The following is a 20,933-nucleotide window of genomic DNA, read 5'->3' as shown; positions in this document are numbered from 1 at the left end:
TTAGCCGTCACTGAATCATTTCGTACTCTAAAAAGATACCGCCGATGAGTTTTGAGCAACACAACGCATTAATCGAACAATTAAAACCTTTACTCATGGAAGCTAATTTCAATGAGCTGTTCGATAATTTGACCGCGCAAGAGTCGAACTCTACGCGTTTCTTACTCAAGATGGAACTCAAACGATTAGCCTCATTATGCACCCGCATCATCGATTTAAGAGACAAGTCAGAATTACCCTGTGAGCTGTTTATCTGCGGCGAACAGAGCCACTATATCGACACCCCAGCCAAAAACAATTTTATCCAAGCGCTAGCTCTGTATCAGGGCCATTATACCCTTGGCGTCTATGAGCAGGTAATGAGCGCACACAAATTAAGACGCCAAAAATCTCGTCATAGAGTCGAGAAAGAGGTGGTATTAACCCCTTATATTGCTACTGGAGCAGTATTAGGCAGTTATTTTAGCCGCAGCGAAGAGCGCATGAACTACTCTATGCGCATCGGGGTCATTCAAGCGCCCTTAAGCGAGTTAAGCGGCATTACTGTGGATCTCTCCGTGGGTGGCGCCCGGATCCGATTACCGCTAGATCATGGGCTCAATACAGATAAACCACTGCGAGTAAAACTATTAGAACTCAGTGACGAGTACTATTTTCAAGATTTACAGCAAGGGGTTGACTATCAAGTGGTCGATGTCGAGAGTAATCACGAATACAGTTGGTTACGCCTTAAGCGTATCAGTGGTAGCGATGCCCTTTCCGAGATGCTCAGCAAGCTGATCCACAGCTATAAATTTCGCTACAAGGTCGATATCAACGATATTTGGGTGGCCGCCAATGGGCTTGGGTTTGAGCGACACTACTTACCGCATTTACCACACCTACCCTTATATGTTGAGCGCCACTGCGGGCAATATAGAGTCACCCATAAATTACTCAGTCGTGACAACCAGCGCTTACATCACTTCTTTATCGATGAAAAAGAGATTAGCCAGCTGTCGGGTATGCTGACACCATCACGGCTTAATGCTTTGATTGCTCAGCCCGATAATGAAGCTCATGCACTGTTTTTTTGCTTTACCTTTCAAACTCAAGGCAATATCTTTTTTTACTCAGCTACTTTAGCTGAGCTGCTAGAGCAAGATCTACTGGGGCTATTTATTCACTTTGGCGCGAGCAAATCCAGTTGGCGTATTTTTAAGATCGTCAGTCACGAAGTCGATCATCAAACTTCTTATAAATCGAGTATTTTACCTGGTGATAGCAGCCATTATTCAGCGCTAACTGAGGCACAACTTAAGCGTTTTAGCCATGTGTTACAGCTGATCGATTTAACCAATGAAAAGATGCTAGCACGTTACCGTCAGTGGCAACCTCAGGGACGAGAAGTCAATCAACTCAAGCCCTTTGGCCAACAGAAAATCACCGAAAACCAGATTAAGCTCTTATCGCTACAATTTACCGAAAGGCGCAATGAAGCGCGGTTTTCGTTTAAAACTCAGGTCGCCATTACCCAAGGTCAACTATCGGTATCCGGCTTTACCTTAGACATTTCGGGTAAAGGCTTACAGGTTAACTTAAATGATCCCACCGACTTTGATAGCAGTGAACCCTTGCTATTAAGCTTTCCCAAGTTACAACCTCTGGCAGGTAAAGCCAATTTGTCACAACTACCATACCGATTAATTCGTACCCGTAAAAATGGCATCACTCTGCATTTAGCGGCCATAATCGGTCACACTCAACATGTCGGCGTTGCCTTTTTAAACCGATTAATCGAAACCAATCGCGATAAACTTAAAAAGTTAACTGAAGCCAATGGTGACATGAAAGAGTTATCCGACGGGTTAAAAAACTTACTCATGCGCAAATTAGCGTCGGTGCCTTATTTTATCGAAAAAACTCAAAAATCAGCCATGCTAAATGTGCTTGGTGTAAGTAAACATACTAATGAAATTGCCGATTTGTTTGCCGCCACCACGCAACAATCGCTGCAATATGATCTGGCCAGCTTACTGGATAACGGCCGTCTTAAACGTGATTTAATCGATCCCTTACGCCAAATGAAGCCCCAAGATGGCTTGGATTTTTTTGAAGTATTCGTGCAAGTGTCAAGACAATCGCAGGGGCGAATAAAGCTCAAGTGCGTTACTGCCGCTGAGATAGGCGATGAGACGGCTCAAATTCATTTTATCCGCCAAAGCCATAACTTAGGTAAGTTTATGGCACTGCGGATCTATCGAGGCGCGACAGCAAAACCAGATCTAACTTACATTAAGCGCGAACTGGAACACATTAGCGTGCACGCACATCACAAGGCCACGCAGATAGAACAATTGATGTGGCGGATCATCGGCGTCGGTGAGTTTCTCGATATTACCGCCGAAGTGTTACTACGCTACCCTAACCACTATCATGAGCTGACTCGCCCCTTAAAACACTCATAGCCTAGAATGCCTTAACGACAAGGCTTATCAACGCCATTGGCACGCTGATACCAGCTCAGCACCTGCAAAAAGTGATCACCGCGGGCATCTTTGTGGGTGAGCATGTCAGCATGGCCATAATCATGCCGATAGCCGTTGGCTTTAGATAACAAAGTATAGTTAACATCATGACAGTGACATTCGGCGATCATCCGCTGCACATCGGCAGGATTGCCCAATACTGCATCGCCCAAACCAGCAATAAACCAGGCTTTTGGCCAACCTTTGCAAGACCCTAACTGCTTAGCCGCTCTCGCATAATTAAAGCCATCATCATGATCTATCCACTCACCTTGCACCCAATCGATACTTTGTGCTAGCGACGCCTTACTCTCGTTATCCATCCCCATGCGCCAACGATCCGCGGCCAGATACCCATGGCCTTTAGCGATGGCAGGTGCAAGGGTATTCCACGCCACATCGACCATCAACCACTTCTTAAATGAGCGAACTTTGATAGCACGCTTACTACCAAAAGTGAGTAATGAGGCCACACTGTGCTGAAAAAAATCGAAACGGGCAATCGCGCTAGCCATTAATACTCCGCCCCACGAATGACCACACCAATGCACTTTGCCCGCATCTGGATGCTGAGACAAAATATAATGCTGCACTAAGGGTAACTGTTCACGGATCACCTCACCTTGACCATGGTTAGCACCTGCGGCGAGCTTGGGTGTACTTAAGCCTCTGCCCAAAGTGTCCAGCACATACACCACAAACCCAGCTTGAGCTAAATACCCCCCTAATCCTTGGCCGCTATCGCTGTAGAACACCCGTCCATTCGACATAGCGCCATGGAGCATCAATATGGGTGGCTTACGCATATCGGCATCGGCTCGTTTAAGCTGCCTAAGGTGTAATTGACCTTGACGATAGGGAATATAAAGTGATTGCTGTATAAGTTTCAAAATGGCATCAACTAAAAATAAATTTAAACTAAACTACTGACAAATAAGATATAAAACAAGAGCATTAAGGGTCACAATACTGCGGGGACTCGATAAGTAAACACCTGTTTAAAAAAATCAACTTATAGATCAGTCAATAAATCTCTGATTAAAACGGTGAGCTTGTAATAAATAATGTGAGCGCTAACCAACAATTCCAGCGTTTATCAGCATGTTGGAGGAATGATAGGGACGATACTCAGTCGCAGCGCCCCGGTCTTATTCACTATTACTCGCTAAGATCGAGCAACATATAGGGTAAAACACGCAAATCTAAATGCGCTATAGCGGCATCGGCGGCAAGACGTAATTTAGGTTTGGCATGAAATGCGATGCCAAAGTCGGCCATTTGCACCATAGGAATGTCGTTGGCACCGTCACCAATGGCGCAGCGCTGACCTACAGTGATACCCCACTCCTCGGCGCAGCGCGCTACTGTATCGGCCTTAAACTGAGCATCGACTACCGTGCCGCGCACCTCACCTTTAAGGGTACCAGACTCAATGACCAACTCATTAGCGTAAGCGGCATCTAACGCAAGTAAGTCTTTCAGGTGGCCAACAAAGGGGGTAAAGCCCCCAGAGGCTAACACCAAACGCCATTGGCGCGCTTGCAACAGGGTAATCATGGCTTCAAGACCGGGCATCAGAGGCAGCGCGGTGCATAACTTATCTATGATGCTGGCATCGGCTCCGGCGAGCTGGCTAACGCGAGCGCGTAAGCTTTGCTCGAAATCAAGCTCGCCCAACATGGCTCGCTCGGTCACCTCTGCCACCGCCGCACCGACCCCCGCCATCTTGGCCAGCTCATCGATACATTCGATTTCAATGGCGGTGGAATCCATGTCCATCACCAATAAACCGGGGAGATCTAATCTAACTGGCTGCTCAGACATCTCAATCACCTCAAGCTTAGGCAAGGCGGATAAGAGAGCACGCTGCAATTCAGTTAAGGGCGAGTTTAAACCCAGCTCAACACACCAAAGCCCTAACGGACGCAGGATCGTCGCCATACTGACGAGTGAAGTCAGCTCCATAAGGTTATCGGTGAGCTGCGCCTCAAGGGCTACGGCGTCATAAACCAAACGAACTCGATGAGTATCATCAGGGACTTCAGCCTCGCTATGGCGGACAAACCGTTTGCCTTGATATTCAAACTGATCGCTGGTCTCTTCATATAGCCACGAAAACAGTGAATTTTGGTGCTGACTTTCCATTGGTATCGCATCTCCGGCTATCGGGTTTAACCATAATCAATTATGATTAATCAAACCCTTATCATCTTCAGGTACACAGTGTTTTTTATTAAAGGACTCAAAAAAACCCAGCGGCTATCGCGGTTACTGCAAATTGGCATTGCGCTGGCGCTTATGGTGGGCCTATTTCAATTATGGGAAACAAGCCTACTACAAGGTCAGCAGCTTCTAAAGTCCCAAACGCAAAAGATGGCGCGATTACTAGTACAGCAAACTGCTTATGGCGCTGGACCTGCATTACAATTACAAAATGATGAACAACTTCAGTGGTTAACCAGTGCATTAGTATTGGATCCTAAAGTCATGTCTGCTGCAATTTATAGTGAACAAGGCCAGCGGCTCTCATTTGCCCAAAGCGTCACCAAGCAGGATTTAGATCCCGACGCCGAAGAGTTAAAGGCCTTGTTAGCCGACTACCCACCTTACGTTGAAGCTGTGCTACAGGGGGATAAAAATTTAGGCTATGTAGAAGTACGATTAGTGCCTGAACTGTTTTTTAACGAAATTAAAGAGGCGCATCAGCTCAATATGGAGCAGCAACAGATGATGTTAATCATCGCTGGGCTGATTGGCATGTTGTTATCACGGGCGCTTTCGTTTAAGCGAGCTCAATTTGATCGCTTAAAGCGTAAAAGCAAGCTAGATAAGAAACTGGTTGCCGCTCTGACGGTAGAGCAGGCAGAAGCACAGTCAAACACTAAATCGTTAGCTGGACCTGCCACTGATTCAGCCAAAGAGTCTATGCCAGATAAGGATAAAACACCGGCAAGCAAATCCGATTAAAGTCCCCTCAGCTTGATTAAAGTCAGATTAACGATATGACAAGCAATCATGCCTAGATAGAGTCAAACTAAGTCAATCCGTTAATATGCTGATATGAAAACAATATGGGTACAGAAAATAGATATCAGCCCATCAATTACACAGTTGCTTTTATATGGGCCACAAAAAACGGGCCCTAAGGCTAATGCCAGTCAGTTAAGCTGATTGGCATTTTTCTTTTTATGGGGATATTTGCTTGGTTTTGACTTTATAGCCCTTGGGTACACCCTATCTTCTCGTTTCGTTGGTAGCTCGAAGTTACCTAGCATTTCTATCAGTTGCTCGTAATGATTGGGTAAATTTCCTGGGCTCATCAGTGGTAATCTTGCTAGGTAACTTAGTATCGTACTCGCGCAGTTACTGAAGCTGAGGCGATTGGCCCATATTCCTTTTCTTGACGCGGCCTCAGTCATTGCTTGACGCATCAGGTTGTAGCCAAGTAGTAAGCCCCAAAGTTCCTGTTCTACCATCTCTGATTTTTTACTTCTTAGCGTATACTCGCTGTTTAGTAGGGTCTGTTTCATCTCTCGGTAGCCAAGCTCTATTTCCCATCGATGATTATATAACTCAACGATGTCAGCACTTGGAAAGCGTAATGGGTCGACCATTGAGGTTAATACCTGATGCGTCTTACCTTTTATTGATTTTGTCACCAGCCTCGCTTCTATATGCGTCGGTAGCGCTGGGTTTTGTTGTCTGGCTTGGGCGGTTATTGCCAATTTCACCTGTTTATCTAACCGGCCATTTGAGTGTAAAACCTCGTACTGAAGCCCCTTTCTCGCAGGGATTAACCAGTGCCGCTCTTCACCACCTAGTTGCCATTGATGTAGCAAGTTTAAGGAGTAAAAACCTTTATCGAACATCGTGAGACTATGGTCTGGAGTTGACTGTATGAGCGCTTCTGCTAGCTTCATTTCACTCGTTTTATAACCATCAAACGCGCTATTTATCAGTTGATGGCTAGTGAGCTCCATATGACACACCATACGAACCTGAGGAAATGAGGTGTCACCATGTTGATTTGATGGTGAGCCAAAAGCATTACGATTATCAGCGGTGTCCTGAGTGCGCCAGACTACACCATCAACGGCTAATAAATTCAGTCCACACCACGTCTCAAATTGAGTGTTGCTATAGTAATGTTTTGCCATCATTTGAAAGGCATTTTTCATACTCTGCACACCTAACCTCTGGCGCCCTTGAACAAGAGCACTGGGGGCAATGAGCTTCTTTTTACCTGGTAGCATCAACTCCATATGAGTCGCAAGCTCCCATACAGACTGTTGTCGGTAAAAACTCATACCAATGACAGACCACATAACTGCATCAAGGGGTAAGCGACGTTTTCTTACTGTGGCGACCCCAGCAGTTTCAAAGGCTTGCTGGATGATGTTTTCATCCAATAAGTGATTAAGATTGGTAAAGGCTGTGGCTTCTTGGTGGTATTCAAAAGCGGTGCAGAAAGCTTGTTCTAAAGACATAAAAAAATCCAATATCATTTCTGATATTGGATTTTGAAGCCTTTTAAAGATCGGTCAACTGATCGTTTATATGCTTAACTGATCGGCATTAGCCCTAAGGCCCGTTTTAAAATAATGGGTAAGCCAATTACAGAGTAATTGCAGCTTCCAATGTCATTTCAATCATTTCGTTAAAAGTGGTTTGACGCTCATCTGAAGAGGTTTTCTCACCGGTACGGATATGATCTGATACGGTAACCACACATAACGCCTTAGCACCGAACTCTTTAGCAACGCCATATAGACCAGCGGCTTCCATTTCGACACCTAGTACGTCCATTTTTTCCATTACGTCAAACATTTCTGGATCTGGCGTATAGAATAAATCAGCAGAGAACACGTTACCAACGCGGTACTTGGTACCACGAGCATCGGCAGCTTTAACCACAGCGCTCAATAGGCTGTAATCACAAATTGCAGCGAAGTCTTGGTTTTTGAAACGCAGACGGTTAGTTTGCGAGTCAGTACAAGCACCCATACCGATGATCACATCACGCACTTTAACGTCGGTGCTGATCGCGCCACAGGTACCAACACGGATTAGGTTTTTAACACCGTAATCTTTAATTAATTCAGTGGCATAGATTGAGCATGAAGGAATACCCATGCCAGAACCCATCACTGAAATACGCACGCCTTTGTAAGTACCAGTGAACCCTAGCATGTTACGCACGTCAGTTACTTGCTCAACATTCTCAAGGAAAGTTTCAGCAATGTATTTAGCACGTAGTGGATCGCCTGGGAATAACACGGTATCTGCAAATGCACCGTCTACTGCATTAATATGTGGTGTAGCCATCTATTTAACCCCTATTTTTTTAGACTTAAGTCTTTCTAGTACTGGCGGAAAATCAGCTCCGCCAAATCAATAATTCTAGACCATTTACAGGTAGATTAACCTACAAATGATGTGCCATATTCCATCGGTTCAAGCTCAAAGTAACTTGCGATACTCTGGCCAATATCGGCAAAACTGTTACGCAGTCCAAGCGAGCCTGCGGCCAACCCGGCGCCATAAGCTAATACCGGTACGCGCTCACGAGTGTGATCACTGCCAGGCCAAGTCGGATCACAACCATGATCGGCGGTCAGCAGCAATAAATCATCAGCATCTAGCAATGCCAATATTTCAGGTAAACGGCTGTCAAAATACTCCAGTGCACGAGCGTAGCCAGCAATATCGCGGCGATGACCATAATGAGAGTCAAAATCAACAAAGTTGGTAAAGACTAGAGTCCGATCGCCCGCCAGCTTAACTTGCTCAAGTGTCGCATCGAATAGGGCTTCTAACCCAGTCGCTTTCACTTTTTGAGTAATGCCACAGTGAGCATAGATATCGGCAATCTTACCGACACTGACCACTTCGCCGCCTGACTCTTTCAATTTATCCAGTACGGTTTTTGCTGGCGGCTCAACCGCGTAATCACGACGATTACCGGTGCGAGCAAAATCACTAGGGCCTGAGCCAACAAAGGGGCGCGCAATAACACGGCCAATATTATATGGCTCAAGTTCTTCACGGGCGATAATACACAGCTCATACAGTTTTTCGAGACCAAAGGTCTCTTCATGGCAGGCAATTTGAAATACCGAGTCGGCTGAGGTGTAAAAAATGGGCATACCTGAACGCATATGCTCTTCACCCAGCTCTTCTAAAATTGCGGTGCCAGAAGCGTGACAATTACCTAAATAATCGCTCAGACCTGCTCTTGCCAAAATTTTATCAGTCAGCTCTTGCGGAAAAGAGTTGGTTAGATCGCTGAAGTAGCCCCACTCATAAAGCACAGGCACGCCCGCCATTTCCCAATGGCCACTGGGAGTATCTTTACCCGAACTTAATTCATCGGCATGGCCATAAGCCCCAATGATCTCAACGTCATCGCTGAAACCTTGTGGCATGTTGCCCGTGCTCTCTTTAGCCGCTAACGCTAAACCCAGTTTAGCAAGGTTTGGCAACTTTAATGGCCCTTCGCGACCATCGTTGGCTTTACCTTCGGCGCACGCTTTAGCGATATTACCAAAGGTGTCTGAGCCCACATCACCAAACGCTTGTGCATCTGATGCTGCACCGACGCCGAATGAGTCAAGCATCATAATTACTGTTCTTTTCATCGTTTACTCTCCTAGAGATCAGATTGACGAATGTAACGATAGATCTCTGGTGTTTTTTCTGGCGCGCTATCGCCAATATGAATCGCATTTTGTACGGCCTGCGCCGCGGCATCAAATGCATCTTCCGATTGTGCATGGATCATGGCGAGGGGTTTATCGGCCGTGATCTCATCACCTAATGCACACACTTGGGTTAACCCGACACTGTAATCAAGTTTATCCCCTGGTTTACGCCGCCCACCACCTAAGGTCACTACCGCTAAACCCAGTTCGCGAGTGTCCATTGCCGCAGCAAATCCGCTGCGGTTAGCATACACAGGGCGAATAATGGCTGATTGTGGCAGATAGTTAGCGTAATTTTCGATAAAGTCGCTTGGGCCACCAAGACCTGAGATCATCCGGCCAAAAATTTCGGCGGCTTTGCCGTTATCTAGCACGCGATTAAGCATGTCACGCGCTTGGGCTTCACTGGCTGCAAGGCCACCGAGTTGCAACATCTCGGCGCACAGTCCCATAGTGACAGCATATAGACGGGGATTACGATAGGCACCGGTTAAGAAATCAACCGCCTCTTTCACCTCAACAGCATTACCCGCACAAGACGCCAAGACTTGGTTCATGTCGGTTAGTAATGCAGTGGTCTTTGTCCCTGCGCCGTTGGCAACGGCAGTGATAGAGCGCGCTAATTCTTCAGATGCTTCGTAGGTCGGCATGAAAGCGCCGCTGCCCACTTTGACATCCATCGCGAGTGCATCAAGGCTGCAGGCCAATTTTTTCGACAAGATAGAAGCGGTGATAAGCGAGATAGATTCAACCGTGGCGGTATTATCACGAATAGAATAAAAGCGCTTATCGGCAGGGACTAAGTCACCCGTTTGACCAATAATGGCAACGCCAACGTCTTTAACCACCTGACGAAACAGCTGACTGTCGGGTTCAGTTTGGTAACCCGGAATTGCATCAAACTTATCTAGCGTGCCACCGGTGTGACCAAGTCCTCGGCCCGATATCATCGGCACATAACCACCACACGCGGCGGCCATGGGGCCAAGCATGAGGCTTATCACATCACCGACACCGCCGGTACTGTGTTTATCAATAATCGGGCCATTTAGCCCTAAGCTATCCCAATTGAGCACGGTACCAGAGTCACGCATCGCCGTAGTGAGGGCTATACGCTCATCCATATTCATGTCATTAAAATAAACCGCCATGCCTAGAGCCGCGATCTGCCCCTCTGACACACTATTATCAGTGATCCCTTTAACGAAAAACTGGATTTCTGCGGTGGTTAATGCTTCGCCATTACGTTTTTTACGAATAATTTCTTGTGCTAAAAACATGGTGCTGCCTCCAAGTTTGTCGTTACGTTATGTTATAACGACAAGCTCTTTTATAAGACGCCATGCCAGTCTACAGATAAGGTAAAACACTGGCTGAAATGGCGTCTTCAATTAGATTTAGATCACACTTAATTTAAACGCTAACTCACTAAACTGATTAAGCCTTAGCTTAAAGTTTTAGTAACCTTGCGGCCCTTTAGGGGCATCGCCTAACTCTAAAGTATGTAGCAAGTTAGTGAGTAGGCTAGATGCACCAAAGCGGAATGTCTCAGGGCTGACCCAATCATCACCGAGTATGCGGGCTGCAAGGCCTAAGAACTCGGCAGCGGCAGCGGCATCACGCACACCACCGGCAGGCTTAAAGCCCACTTTAGGGTTCTTTTCGCTGATCACTGTCATCATGATTTCTGCCGCTTCTAAGGTGGCATTCACTGCAACTTTACCTGTTGAGGTCTTGATAAAGTCAGCGCCAGCGTCGATAGACAGCTCTGATGCACGGCGAATTAATGCTGGATCTTGCAACACACCCGATTCGATAATGACTTTTAGTAAGACATCGTCACCGCACTCTTCTTTACAGGCTTTAACAAGTTCAAAACCTATGGTTTCGTTGCCTTCCATTAACGCGCGGTAAGGGAATACTACATCCACTTCATCGGCGCCATAAGCCACTGCCGCGCGGGTTTCGAGTACCGCAATAGCAATGTCATCGTTGCCGTGAGGGAAATTAGTCACTGTGGCGATTTTAATCTCTTCACAGCCCATATCATTGAGGGTTTTGCGCGCAATAGGAATGAAGCGAGGATAGATACAGATAGCGGCGGTATTGCCTGCAGGGGTCTGCGCTTTATGACAAAGCTCAATCACTTTTTGATCGGTATCGTCGTCATTTAACGTGGTCAAGTCCATCAATTGAATGGCTTGTTGTGCTGCTTTTTTTAAATCGCTCATAATAGCTCTCCGAGACGTAATTTATTAATTAAAAATAATAAAAAGAGATCGACGTATGACAGCGCCTAAGAGTTGGCAATTGTGATTATTGTTATGGCCGGGTCTTCAGCGTTGGCATAAAACAAGACCATCCCCATTACACAGAGGTGGCATATGTTTTACACATTCAGGAGTTCATTGCCGCACACTATGTTGCGATCCATCCTGAAACAAGGTAACGACTTGAATCCTTGAAGACCGGGAAGGGGAACGAGTTATTATCACTGTAGAGTAGTGTTCCTGCCTTTCCGCGAAAAATCCATTTTAGCGCGTAAAACGACTAACCTTTATCTAAACAAGCTCTATCAATATAGTCCATGCTTAAGTAAAAATTAACCTATCTCGTAAGATGTCGCTCCTTTACAAGATAATAATTTGGAGCCGCGTTGGCGGCCCCAAATACTTACTTATTCTATTCTTAGAACTTGTAAGTTGCGCTGAAGTAGTGACCCCAACCAGTAGTGTCTAATCCGCCCCAGAATTCATTAGCGAATGCTTGGTTATTTAGACCATATACTTTGTTGTAGTACTTAGCACCATAACCCACAGCGTAGCGGTCTGAATGCCAGTATAGGCCTAGGAAAAGATTACCACCATCGGTAGAGTTGTTATATTCGCCAGTATAGTCATTGAAGCCGCTAAGCTCTTCGTCCATAGCAAACTGCCAATCAATATAACCTTGGAAAGATAGGAAGCTCTTGTTTTCGAAGAAGTAGAAAGGCTTGAACCAGTTAGCAGAGAACTGGTAACCGTTCCAATCTTTGCTATTGATGTCGTAAGTGGCGTACAGGTTCATGCCCGTTTTGCCCAACCATGGAACCATCACATCAGCACCAATACCCCAGAAAGACATGTTCACATCACCTTTAGTGTATGCTGCAAACTCATTAAAGTCTTTATCAGAAGCAGTGTATGAACCAGTGATTCCACCGCCGCCCCAGTTAAATAGAGTAGAGAAGTAAATTTCTTGCACAGGACCGAAAGACAGATCTTTGCCTGTGATCGCATCAATAGAGAAACGAGGAGCAAACTTCATGAAGATTTTGCTTGCGTTATCTACTTTGTCACCTGAACTGGTGTTAGCTAGGTTGAATACGTCAACGTAACCGTAAAGATCAACAACGCCAGAGCGTCCGCCGAATTCCATCTCAAGGTAATCATGCTGTGCATCTGAACCATCAGCGATTGGATGCTCATCGATTGAGTACATTGCATTGAACTGCATCCACTTGTAATCGCTACCATGAAGGTCTGAGCGATCAGCAGCAAAGGCTGTACCTGACATTGCAGCTACGGCTGTAGCAGCTAAAGCTAAAGTTTTAACGTTTTTCATCATCAACCCCATTATTTTATGGTTTTACTGCTCTTAAAGAGTCAGTGTTTCTTTTTGTTTCGCGCCGCATTTTACCCAAATGGTATTAAATCACAATACAATTAACGTGAAAATGCGAACACAATTTCCTAACATAAAAACAAACTACAATGATTGGTCATGGTTGGTAAATATTGACCCTATTTACAACCTGACTGACTGAGTTCGCTGGCTTAGCACCCTCATAAATCTGCCGCCTGCAGCAACAGACACATGACTCGCTAGTACAATGTTAATTAATAACGCTGTTTTGCTTGTTGTGAAAAATGGTGTAGTTAACGCTGACTCTGCCCTGCTGGGCAGAGTCATCATTCAGGGGCATCCCCCCAAGGAATTACCTGAGACTTATAACGCCAGGAATAGACCCGCAAGCGTTGCACTCATCAAGTTTGCTAGTGAACCAGCAATCACCGCACGGAAACCTAGCTTAGCAAGGTCGTGACGACGGCTTGGCGCCATTGAACCAAGACCACCAAGTAAGATAGCGATTGAAGATAAGTTAGCGAAGCCACATAGTGCGAACGAAATGATAGCTTTAGTTCTATCCGTCATCACAGCATTAGTTGCTTCGACTAATAAACCGCCATCAGCGACATCTTTTAGGTATGGAGCGAAGTTTAGGTATGCAACGAATTCGTTAACCACAATCTTCTGACCGATGAAAGAACCAGCAACTAAAGCCTCGTTCCAAGGTACACCGATAAGGAATGCAAGTGGCATAAACACATAGCCTAAAATTAGCTCTAGGGTAATCCCCTCTAAGCCAAACAGACCCGTTACACCACCAATGATGCCGTTAAGCATGGCTATCAGCCCCACGAAGGCAAGTAGCATAGCACCGACGTTTAGAGCTAAATGCATACCCGATGAAGCACCTGCAGCAGCAGCATCTAACACGTTAGCTGGCTTATCTGGATCATCTGGAAGCTCATCCATTTCGTTAACCGTTTTATCGGTTTCTGGATGCATAAGCTTAGCCATTAACAGACCACCTGGAGCCGCCATGAAAGAGGCAGCAACAAGATACTGAATAGGCACACCCATTTGCGCATAACCGGCTAATACCGAACCCGCAATAGAGGCTAGACCACCAACCATGATGGCAAACAACTCAGATTGCGTCATCGTCGCGATAAACGGACGAACCACTAGTGGCGCTTCAGTTTGACCAACGAAAATGTTTGCTGTCGCAGACATAGACTCAGTACGGCTAGTACCCAGTGCTTTTTGTAGCGCGCCACCGATAATACGGATGATCCACTGCATGATGCCTAGGTAGTAAAGTACTGCGATAAGTGAAGAGAAGAATACGATAACAGGTAGCACGTTAACCGCGAAGATGAAACCAACTTTGAAGTTAGCTAAATCGCCGAAAAGGAAGCTAATACCGTCTTGTGCGTAACTAATAACGCTTGACACGCCATTAGATACTGTTTGAAGAATATCTTTACCGACTGGAACATATAACACGAAACCTGCGAAGAACGCCTGAATAGCAAGTGCGCCAAACACAGTGCGGAAGTTAATAGCTTTTTTGTTATTCGATAACAAAAAACCTATTGCAAGTAGGGTGACCACCCCTACCAAGCTCATTAAAATATCCATTAACCATCACCCTATTGTTAATAATTTTTAATTATGTTGTTAACCAACCTTTTTTCAACATCAGATTATACCCGAGCGATTAGCTAAAATCGTCGTTTTGATCAAATTTTTGAAGTTTTATTTCAATACGTTAGGCGATAAATTTGATGCGAGCCACATCTGTTTTTTAAAAATCAAATTAGAGGTCAAAGAGTTGCATGGTATTTTGAAACACTTGTTCTGAAACTAGAACGCGAGATTTTTTCTGTAATCTTGCAATTTCTTCGATCAGCAAATGCAACATTAAGTTCGATTCGTTGATATTATCGGCAACATCAGGATTTCCCTGCAGTGAGGCAAGTGCAAGATCCGTTTCAATCACTAAAGAAGCTAAGGGAACATTGACAATGGACTCCCGCAATTTTTTGGCTGTTTTATTTAATAACAAATGACCGATCCCAAGCTTCATACCACAATCAAGATACTGCTGCGCCAATTGAGTACTGCCATAAAAGCCATGGATCACTCCCGCTTTTTTTAATGGATAACGTTTAAGTAAATGCAGTACTTCATTATGAGCTTTGACACTGTGGACTATCACAGGTAGGTCAAAACGCTGCGCCAAGCTTAACTGCGCCTCGAAACAAGCTATTTGCATATGCCATGTGTCACGATATCCGCCATCGAGACCACATTCACCAATCGCCACTAAGCGTTTGTCTTGCTTATTTTTTATGAGTAATTGTTCAAGTTGGGCTATTTCTGTAGACCAATGTTGATTGCAATACCAAGGATGAATACCCAAGGCGTAGCTGCAATCATACTGCTGCGCCACGGCATATTGTTTAGCCCAATGAGCCGCAGATACGCCGGGGATCACCGCATGTTGTAAACCTTGTTGCTGCATGTGTAACATCAACACGTCACGTTTTGCATCGAACTGCTCAAAGTCCAAATGGATATGGCTGTCAATAACGAACATAGAGGGCGCTTTGGCATCGAAGATAAGATGATCAACCATCAGCTTAAGCCTCCTGCTCTAATTTACGGTTAAAACAGTGAACACTATAAAGGTGACTAAACTTACATTTCACTTACACCCCCTCTCTTGCTACAAGCATGTTTCAATAACGATTTAACATTCCGCTAGCAAAGCCAGTCTATTTAGGTACAAAAAAAAGCAGACGGATCTGCTTTTTTATCTATGGTGCTAAGCTCAATCATATCGAGCCACACTTCAGTGCCATTTAGTTTTCGCGTGTTTTTGCAAACTCAATGTCTGGATAACGTTCCATCGACAAGTTGAGGTTAACCATAGTGGGTGCGATATAGGTTAAGTTATCACCTCCATCGAGGGCTAAGTTATTGCTACACTTACGCTTAAAATCATCCAGCTTTTTGTGATCGTCACAATAAACCCAGCGCGCCGTTGCTACGCTGATCGCTTCGTAAATGGCTTCCACCTTGTATTCGCTCTTTAAGCGCTGTACAACCACTTCGAACTGTAGCACACCGACAGCGCCGACGATTAAATCGTTAGTGTCTAAGGGTCTAAACACCTGTACAGCCCCCTCTTCAGACAGTTGCACTAAGCCTTTTAACAGTTGTTTCTGCTTTAACGGATCTTTTAAGCGAATACGGCGGAACATTTCCGGGGCAAAGTTAGGGATGCCGGTATAGCGAAACTTATCACCTTGAGTGAAGGTATCACCAATTCGGATAGTACCGTGGTTATGCAAGCCAATAATGTCGCCAGGGTAAGCCGCCTCAGCGCGATTACGATCGCCAGCCATAAAGGTCAAGGCATCACTGACGTTGACATCTTTACCTATACGCACGTGATGCATTTTCATGCCTTGTTCGTAACGTCCAGTACAGATACGCATAAAGGCTACACGGTCACGATGTTTCGGATCCATGTTGGCTTGAATCTTAAACACAAAACCACTGAACTTTGGCTCTTCAGGGTCCATGACTCTGACATCAGTTTCTCGAGGCTGAGGACGCGGAGCCCACTGCACGATACCGTCAAGTATATGGTCAACACCAAAGTTACCCAATGCGGTACCAAAGAAAACCGGAGTCAGCTCACCTTTTAGGAAGGCATCTAAATCAAACTCATTAGAGGCGCCTAACACGAGTTCCATCTCATCACGGATCTCTTGCGCATAGCTGCCAATGGCTTGGTCTAGCTCCGGATTATTTAACCCTTTTATGACGCGCGAGTCTTGGATCGTATGTCCCATACCATTTTGATACAGAATCACCTCATCACGCAGCAGGTGATACACCCCTTTAAACTCTTTACCCGCGCCTATAGGCCAAGTGATAGGAGCACAAGCAATATTAAGCACATCTTCAACTTCGTCCATCAACTCAATCGGATCTCGAATATCACGGTCGAGCTTGTTCATAAAGGTGACAATTGGTGTATCACGTAGACGCGTCACTTCCATTAATTTGATAGTACGTTGCTCGACACCTTTAGCCGAATCGATCACCATCAAACAGGAATCAACGGCGGTCAAGGTACGATAAGTATCTTCCGAGAAGTCTTCGTGACCAGGGGTATCGAGCAGGTTCACCAAGGCATCACGATAAGGAAATTGCATCACAGAGGTGGTGATGGAAATACCACGGTCTTTTTCCATCTCCATCCAGTCTGATTTAGCATGCTGGCCTGATTTTTTGCCTTTTACCGTACCGGCTTTTTGCAAAGCGTTGCCGAACAGCAGTACCTTTTCAGTAATGGTGGTCTTACCGGCATCGGGGTGAGAGATAATAGCGAATGTTCTTCGCTTATTGATTTCGTTAAGGAAAGTCTGGTCAGCCATTAAAAGTTCTTTTTAGGTTGTACACGAAATTGAGCACGCGTTGCTGTAACCCAAAGGGGCGACTGCGTTAACCAATCCGTTAGGTGAATAATCATTGGCGTCTATTTTCACCGATTTAGGCGTTTTAAACAATCAATGCGGTGCAGATAGATGGGGCTTTTTTACTAAACACGAAGCTTAAGATGTGATCTGGAGTGTAACACTAACACGAAACCTCAATCATAAAGACAAAGATTTAACGTCATATTGAGTAAGGTGATAATTAATCAAATATGCTTTACCTTATCCCATGACCAACCAAACATTCGAAAGTAAAGCTTATAGTGAAAGGATCCCGCAAGCCACAGAGAGAAAAAAGCCTTGAATGACGGATTATTCACCCCGCCTAAACAAGGCCATTAATTGCCTGCAACCCCATTAGAGTGCTCACTCTTCATTTAAGCTTTGACCTATCCTAGCTAGCTCAACTCTGGCATATCTATGTTCAACAAAATCATAAATATTGGTGGCCAACGCCAAACGGTAGTAATTAGCGGCATCATTATAACGCTGCTGTTGCTGCGCAACTTTAGCAATATAAAAATAAGCTTCACATAAGCGCTCAGCATATTCATTAGGGTGGGTTAACCCCTGCTTAGCTAAATTAAAAACTTGCTCCCGATCGATGTCGTCTAAATAATAGTCGATGATAATTGTCGACCAGGCGCTATCGGCTAATAATTTACGATGGGTTCGCAAATTATTTTTGGCTCGCTCAATATCGATTTTTGCTTCGGTGATGTATAGCCATAATGCACGATAACCATCTTGGTTATCACCGTTATAAAAACTCTGCATATCGGTCAGCGCTAATTCATTGCGCTCGCCGTAGTAAAGTGCAATACCACGATTCAAATAGGCATAATCATAATCGGGGGAGAGTTCTAATACCGCATCGAAAGCCTCATAGGCACTCTCAAATTCACCCTCTTGAGTATAATAAATACCAAGAAAATTATAGGCATCGGCTAAGTTTGGCTGTAGCTTTAACGCTTGATGAAAATCAATACGGCTTAAAATGCGTAAACCAACACTATCGTAAATCACGCCACGATCATAATGAAAGCGCGCACGTTGCTCTATGGTCAGTTCAGCTGAAGCCAAGATGTCATTAAGGCGGGCAAGGGTCACTTCTAACTTATAATCGGGCATCACTGGCGCAACGATCAGTTGGCCATGCGCTGCACTTTGTCCTAGTTGAGTCGATACACATCCTGTCAGCAGCATGCTAAGAGCAGCCATCACCGCGACTGTCTTTGTGCGCAATTGATAAGTCATCCATTTAACCTTATTTGCTTCGCAATAGCACCAATCATAGCAATCCCTAATAGCAAGGGCTATCTGCATTTTTAAAATCCCAATAAAAAAGGAGACCTAAGGGTCTCCTTTGATTCATTAGCGAATAAATTACTCGCTTGCAGCTTCTGCTTTAGGCTGGGCTTCTTTCATTGAAAGACGCACACGACCTTGGCGATCCACTTCCATTACCTTCACTTTTACGTCTTGACCGACTTCAAGGAAGTCAGACACGTTCGCGACACGCTCTTCAGCGATTTGCGAAATGTGTACTAAGCCGTCTTTACCTGGAAGAATGGTAACAAAGGCACCAAAATCAACGATACGAACCACTTTACCGTTATAGACAGTACCCACTTCAACTTCAGCAGTGATCTCTTGAATACGACGAATCGCTTCTTGAGTCGCTTCACCGTTTGAAGAGGCAATTTTAACCGTACCGTCATCTTCAAGCTCAATAGTCGTGCCAGTCTCTTCAGTTAGTGCACGGATAGTTGCGCCACCTTTACCAATCACGTCACGGATCTTCTCAGGGTTGATCTTGATAGTGGTGATACGTGGAGCGTGATCAGAGATATCGTCACGATGTGAACCAATCGCTTGATCCATCACGTTGAGGATATGTACACGAGCACCATAAGCTTGTTGCAATGCAATTTGCATGATCTCTTGTGTGATACCTTCAATCTTGATATCCATCTGCAATGCAGTGATACCGTCGCGAGTACCTGCCACTTTAAAGTCCATGTCACCTAAGTGATCTTCATCGCCTAGAATGTCAGAAAGCACGACGAAGTCATCACCTTCTTTAACAAGGCCCATAGCAATACCAGCAACAGATGTCTTGATTGGAACACCCGCATCCATTAAGGCTAACGAAGTACCACAAACAGAAGCCATTGAACTCGAACCGTTAGATTCAGTAATTTCTGATACGACACGAACACTGTATGGGAACTCTTCAGCAGATGGCATAACCGCATTAATGCCGCGCCATGCTAGCTTACCGTGGCCGATTTCACGACGCTTTGGTGAACCAACCATACCTGTTTCACCAACAGAATATGGAGGGAAGTTATAATGCAGCATAAAGCGGTTAGTATACTCGCCCATAATGCTATCGACTTTCTGTGCATCGCGCTCGGTACCTAAAGTACAGGTTACTAATGCCTGAGTCTCACCACGGGTAAACAGTGCACTACCGTGAGTACGAGGCAATACGCCAGCCATAACGCTTAGCGCACGAACCATATCTGGTTCACGTCCATCTATACGCGGGTTGCCAGCGATAATACGGTTACGTACGACGCTCTTTTCTAAGCTGCCCAGTAACTTGTCTAGCTCACGTAAATCAACGTTGGCATCTTCTTCAACTAATTTAGCGACAGTCGCTTGTTTTAATGCATTCACCGCATCACGGCGCTCATGCTTAGCAGTGATTTGGTATGCTGCCGTCATTTCTGCTTCAGCTAATGCCTTAATCTTGGCAACTAAGTCTTCATCCGCTTTTGGCGCAGTCCAATCCCAAGCGGGCTTACCGGCTTCGGCTTTTAGATCGCTAATGGCATCGATAACTAATTGCTGTTGTTGATGACCATAAACCACACCACCAAGCATAACCTCTTCTGGTAGTGCATCGGCTTCTGATTCAACCATCAGGACGGCACCTTGAGTACCAGCAACAATCAAATCTAATTGGCTATCGACAAGTTGACTAACGTCAGGGTTCAATACGTACTCGCCATTGATATAACCAACACGAGCAGCACCCAAAGGTCCATTAAACGGCAAGCCTGAGATAGCAAGCGCCGCAGAGGTACCAATCATAGAAATAACGTCAGGATTGATTTCAGGATCGACAGAAAGTACTGTGATAATTACCTGAACTTCATTCTTGAAGCCATTTGGAAATAGTGGACGGATTGGACGGTCAATAAGACGTGCAATCAGTGTTTCGTTTTCAGAAGGGCGACCTTCACGCTTGAAAAATCCACCTGGGATCTTACCTGCTGCGTATGTCTTTTCCTGATAATTAACGGTTAGCGGGAAAAAGTCACGACCTGGCTCTTCAGCTTTCTTTCCGACAACAGTGACTAGTACTGTTGTATCTCCCATACTTGCTAAAACAGCAGCGTCAGCTTGACGTGCAATAACCCCAGTCTCTAATGTGACTGTATGTTGACCATATTCAAAACTTTTTACGATTGGATTCACGTGAACCATTCCTTAATTTAATAACCTTATTTTCCCGTGTAAGTATACTTCAAGTCTATTCAATAGATAAAGAGCCCATGTGGATGACAAAGCCGAATCTTTTCTCTAAAGTGGCA

The 20,933-nt window shown here is 45.1% G+C and carries 15 protein-coding genes; 2 read left to right on the top strand and 13 right to left on the bottom strand.

Annotated features, from left to right (window positions below):
* Positions 1 to 44: 44 nt before the first annotated feature.
* Complete coding sequence (locus AC5YB1_RS06855; protein ID WP_494521216.1) at positions 45 to 2,447, top strand: PilZ domain-containing protein; 2,403 nt, start codon at positions 45 to 47, stop codon at positions 2,445 to 2,447.
* An 11-nt stretch (positions 2,448 to 2,458) separates the two neighbouring features.
* Here AC5YB1_RS06855 and AC5YB1_RS06850 read toward each other — a convergent pair whose 3' ends face one another.
* Both AC5YB1_RS06850 and serB read right to left on the bottom strand, forming a co-directional pair.
* Positions 2,459 to 3,397 (bottom strand): alpha/beta fold hydrolase, encoded by a 939-nt coding sequence (locus AC5YB1_RS06850; RefSeq protein ID WP_494521215.1) that lies wholly within the window; start codon positions 3,395 to 3,397, stop codon positions 2,459 to 2,461.
* A gap of 268 nt (positions 3,398 to 3,665) precedes the next feature.
* Positions 3,666 to 4,652, bottom strand: coding sequence for a phosphoserine phosphatase SerB (gene serB, locus AC5YB1_RS06845; protein WP_494521214.1), 987 nt, complete (start codon positions 4,650 to 4,652; stop codon positions 3,666 to 3,668).
* Between the two features lie 78 nt (positions 4,653 to 4,730).
* Here serB and AC5YB1_RS06840 point away from each other — a divergent pair, with 78 nt between their 5' ends.
* Positions 4,731 to 5,474 carry a YtjB family periplasmic protein gene (locus AC5YB1_RS06840; RefSeq protein WP_494521213.1) on the top strand — a complete coding sequence of 248 codons (744 nt, stop codon included), beginning with the start codon at positions 4,731 to 4,733 and terminating at the stop codon, positions 5,472 to 5,474.
* Positions 5,475 to 5,665: 191 nt separating this feature from the next.
* Here the strand turns inward: AC5YB1_RS06840 and AC5YB1_RS06835 are convergent, their stop codons facing one another.
* From AC5YB1_RS06835 to pnp, 11 genes are all read right to left on the bottom strand, one after another.
* Positions 5,666 to 6,994 (bottom strand): IS4 family transposase, encoded by a 1,329-nt coding sequence (locus tag AC5YB1_RS06835; RefSeq protein WP_494519369.1) that lies wholly within the window; start codon positions 6,992 to 6,994, stop codon positions 5,666 to 5,668.
* Between the two features lie 127 nt (positions 6,995 to 7,121).
* The gene (gene deoD, locus AC5YB1_RS06830; protein WP_494521212.1) at positions 7,122 to 7,832 is read right to left on the bottom strand and encodes a purine-nucleoside phosphorylase; all 711 of its coding nucleotides are present in this window, start codon (positions 7,830 to 7,832) and stop codon (positions 7,122 to 7,124) included.
* 95 nt (positions 7,833 to 7,927) lie between these two features.
* On the bottom strand, positions 7,928 to 9,145 hold the full coding sequence (locus AC5YB1_RS06825) for a phosphopentomutase (protein WP_494521211.1): 1,218 nt from the start codon (positions 9,143 to 9,145) through the stop codon (positions 7,928 to 7,930).
* An 11-nt stretch (positions 9,146 to 9,156) separates the two neighbouring features.
* Positions 9,157 to 10,488, bottom strand: a complete 1,332-nt coding sequence (gene deoA / locus AC5YB1_RS06820; protein ID WP_494521210.1) for a thymidine phosphorylase — start codon at positions 10,486 to 10,488, stop codon at positions 9,157 to 9,159.
* Positions 10,489 to 10,665: 177 nt separating this feature from the next.
* Entirely contained in the window at positions 10,666 to 11,439 is a 774-nt protein-coding gene (gene deoC, locus AC5YB1_RS06815) for a deoxyribose-phosphate aldolase (protein WP_494521209.1), read from the bottom strand.
* Between the two features lie 457 nt (positions 11,440 to 11,896).
* Complete coding sequence (locus tag AC5YB1_RS06810) at positions 11,897 to 12,811, bottom strand: nucleoside-specific channel-forming Tsx family protein (RefSeq protein ID WP_494521208.1); 915 nt, start codon at positions 12,809 to 12,811, stop codon at positions 11,897 to 11,899.
* Positions 12,812 to 13,195: 384 nt separating this feature from the next.
* Positions 13,196 to 14,455: a NupC/NupG family nucleoside CNT transporter gene (locus tag AC5YB1_RS06805; protein WP_494521207.1), complete on the bottom strand. Its 1,260-nt coding sequence runs from the start codon at positions 14,453 to 14,455 to the stop codon at positions 13,196 to 13,198.
* Positions 14,456 to 14,633: 178 nt separating this feature from the next.
* On the bottom strand, positions 14,634 to 15,455 hold the full coding sequence (locus AC5YB1_RS06800) for a TatD family hydrolase (protein ID WP_494521206.1): 822 nt from the start codon (positions 15,453 to 15,455) through the stop codon (positions 14,634 to 14,636).
* 226 nt (positions 15,456 to 15,681) lie between these two features.
* Positions 15,682 to 17,268, bottom strand: a complete 1,587-nt coding sequence (gene prfC / locus AC5YB1_RS06795) for a peptide chain release factor 3 (RefSeq protein ID WP_475514531.1) — start codon at positions 17,266 to 17,268, stop codon at positions 15,682 to 15,684.
* A 426-nt stretch (positions 17,269 to 17,694) separates the two neighbouring features.
* The gene (gene nlpI / locus AC5YB1_RS06790; protein ID WP_494521205.1) at positions 17,695 to 18,585 is read right to left on the bottom strand and encodes a lipoprotein NlpI; all 891 of its coding nucleotides are present in this window, start codon (positions 18,583 to 18,585) and stop codon (positions 17,695 to 17,697) included.
* A 129-nt stretch (positions 18,586 to 18,714) separates the two neighbouring features.
* The gene (gene pnp / locus AC5YB1_RS06785) at positions 18,715 to 20,817 is read right to left on the bottom strand and encodes a polyribonucleotide nucleotidyltransferase (RefSeq protein ID WP_494521204.1); all 2,103 of its coding nucleotides are present in this window, start codon (positions 20,815 to 20,817) and stop codon (positions 18,715 to 18,717) included.
* Between the last annotated feature and the right edge of the window lie 116 nt (positions 20,818 to 20,933).

The organism is Shewanella sp. 433, from assembly GCF_059338565.1.
The sequence above is the reverse complement of the archived record's forward strand: the minus strand, read 5'-3'. Positions and strand labels throughout refer to the sequence as shown.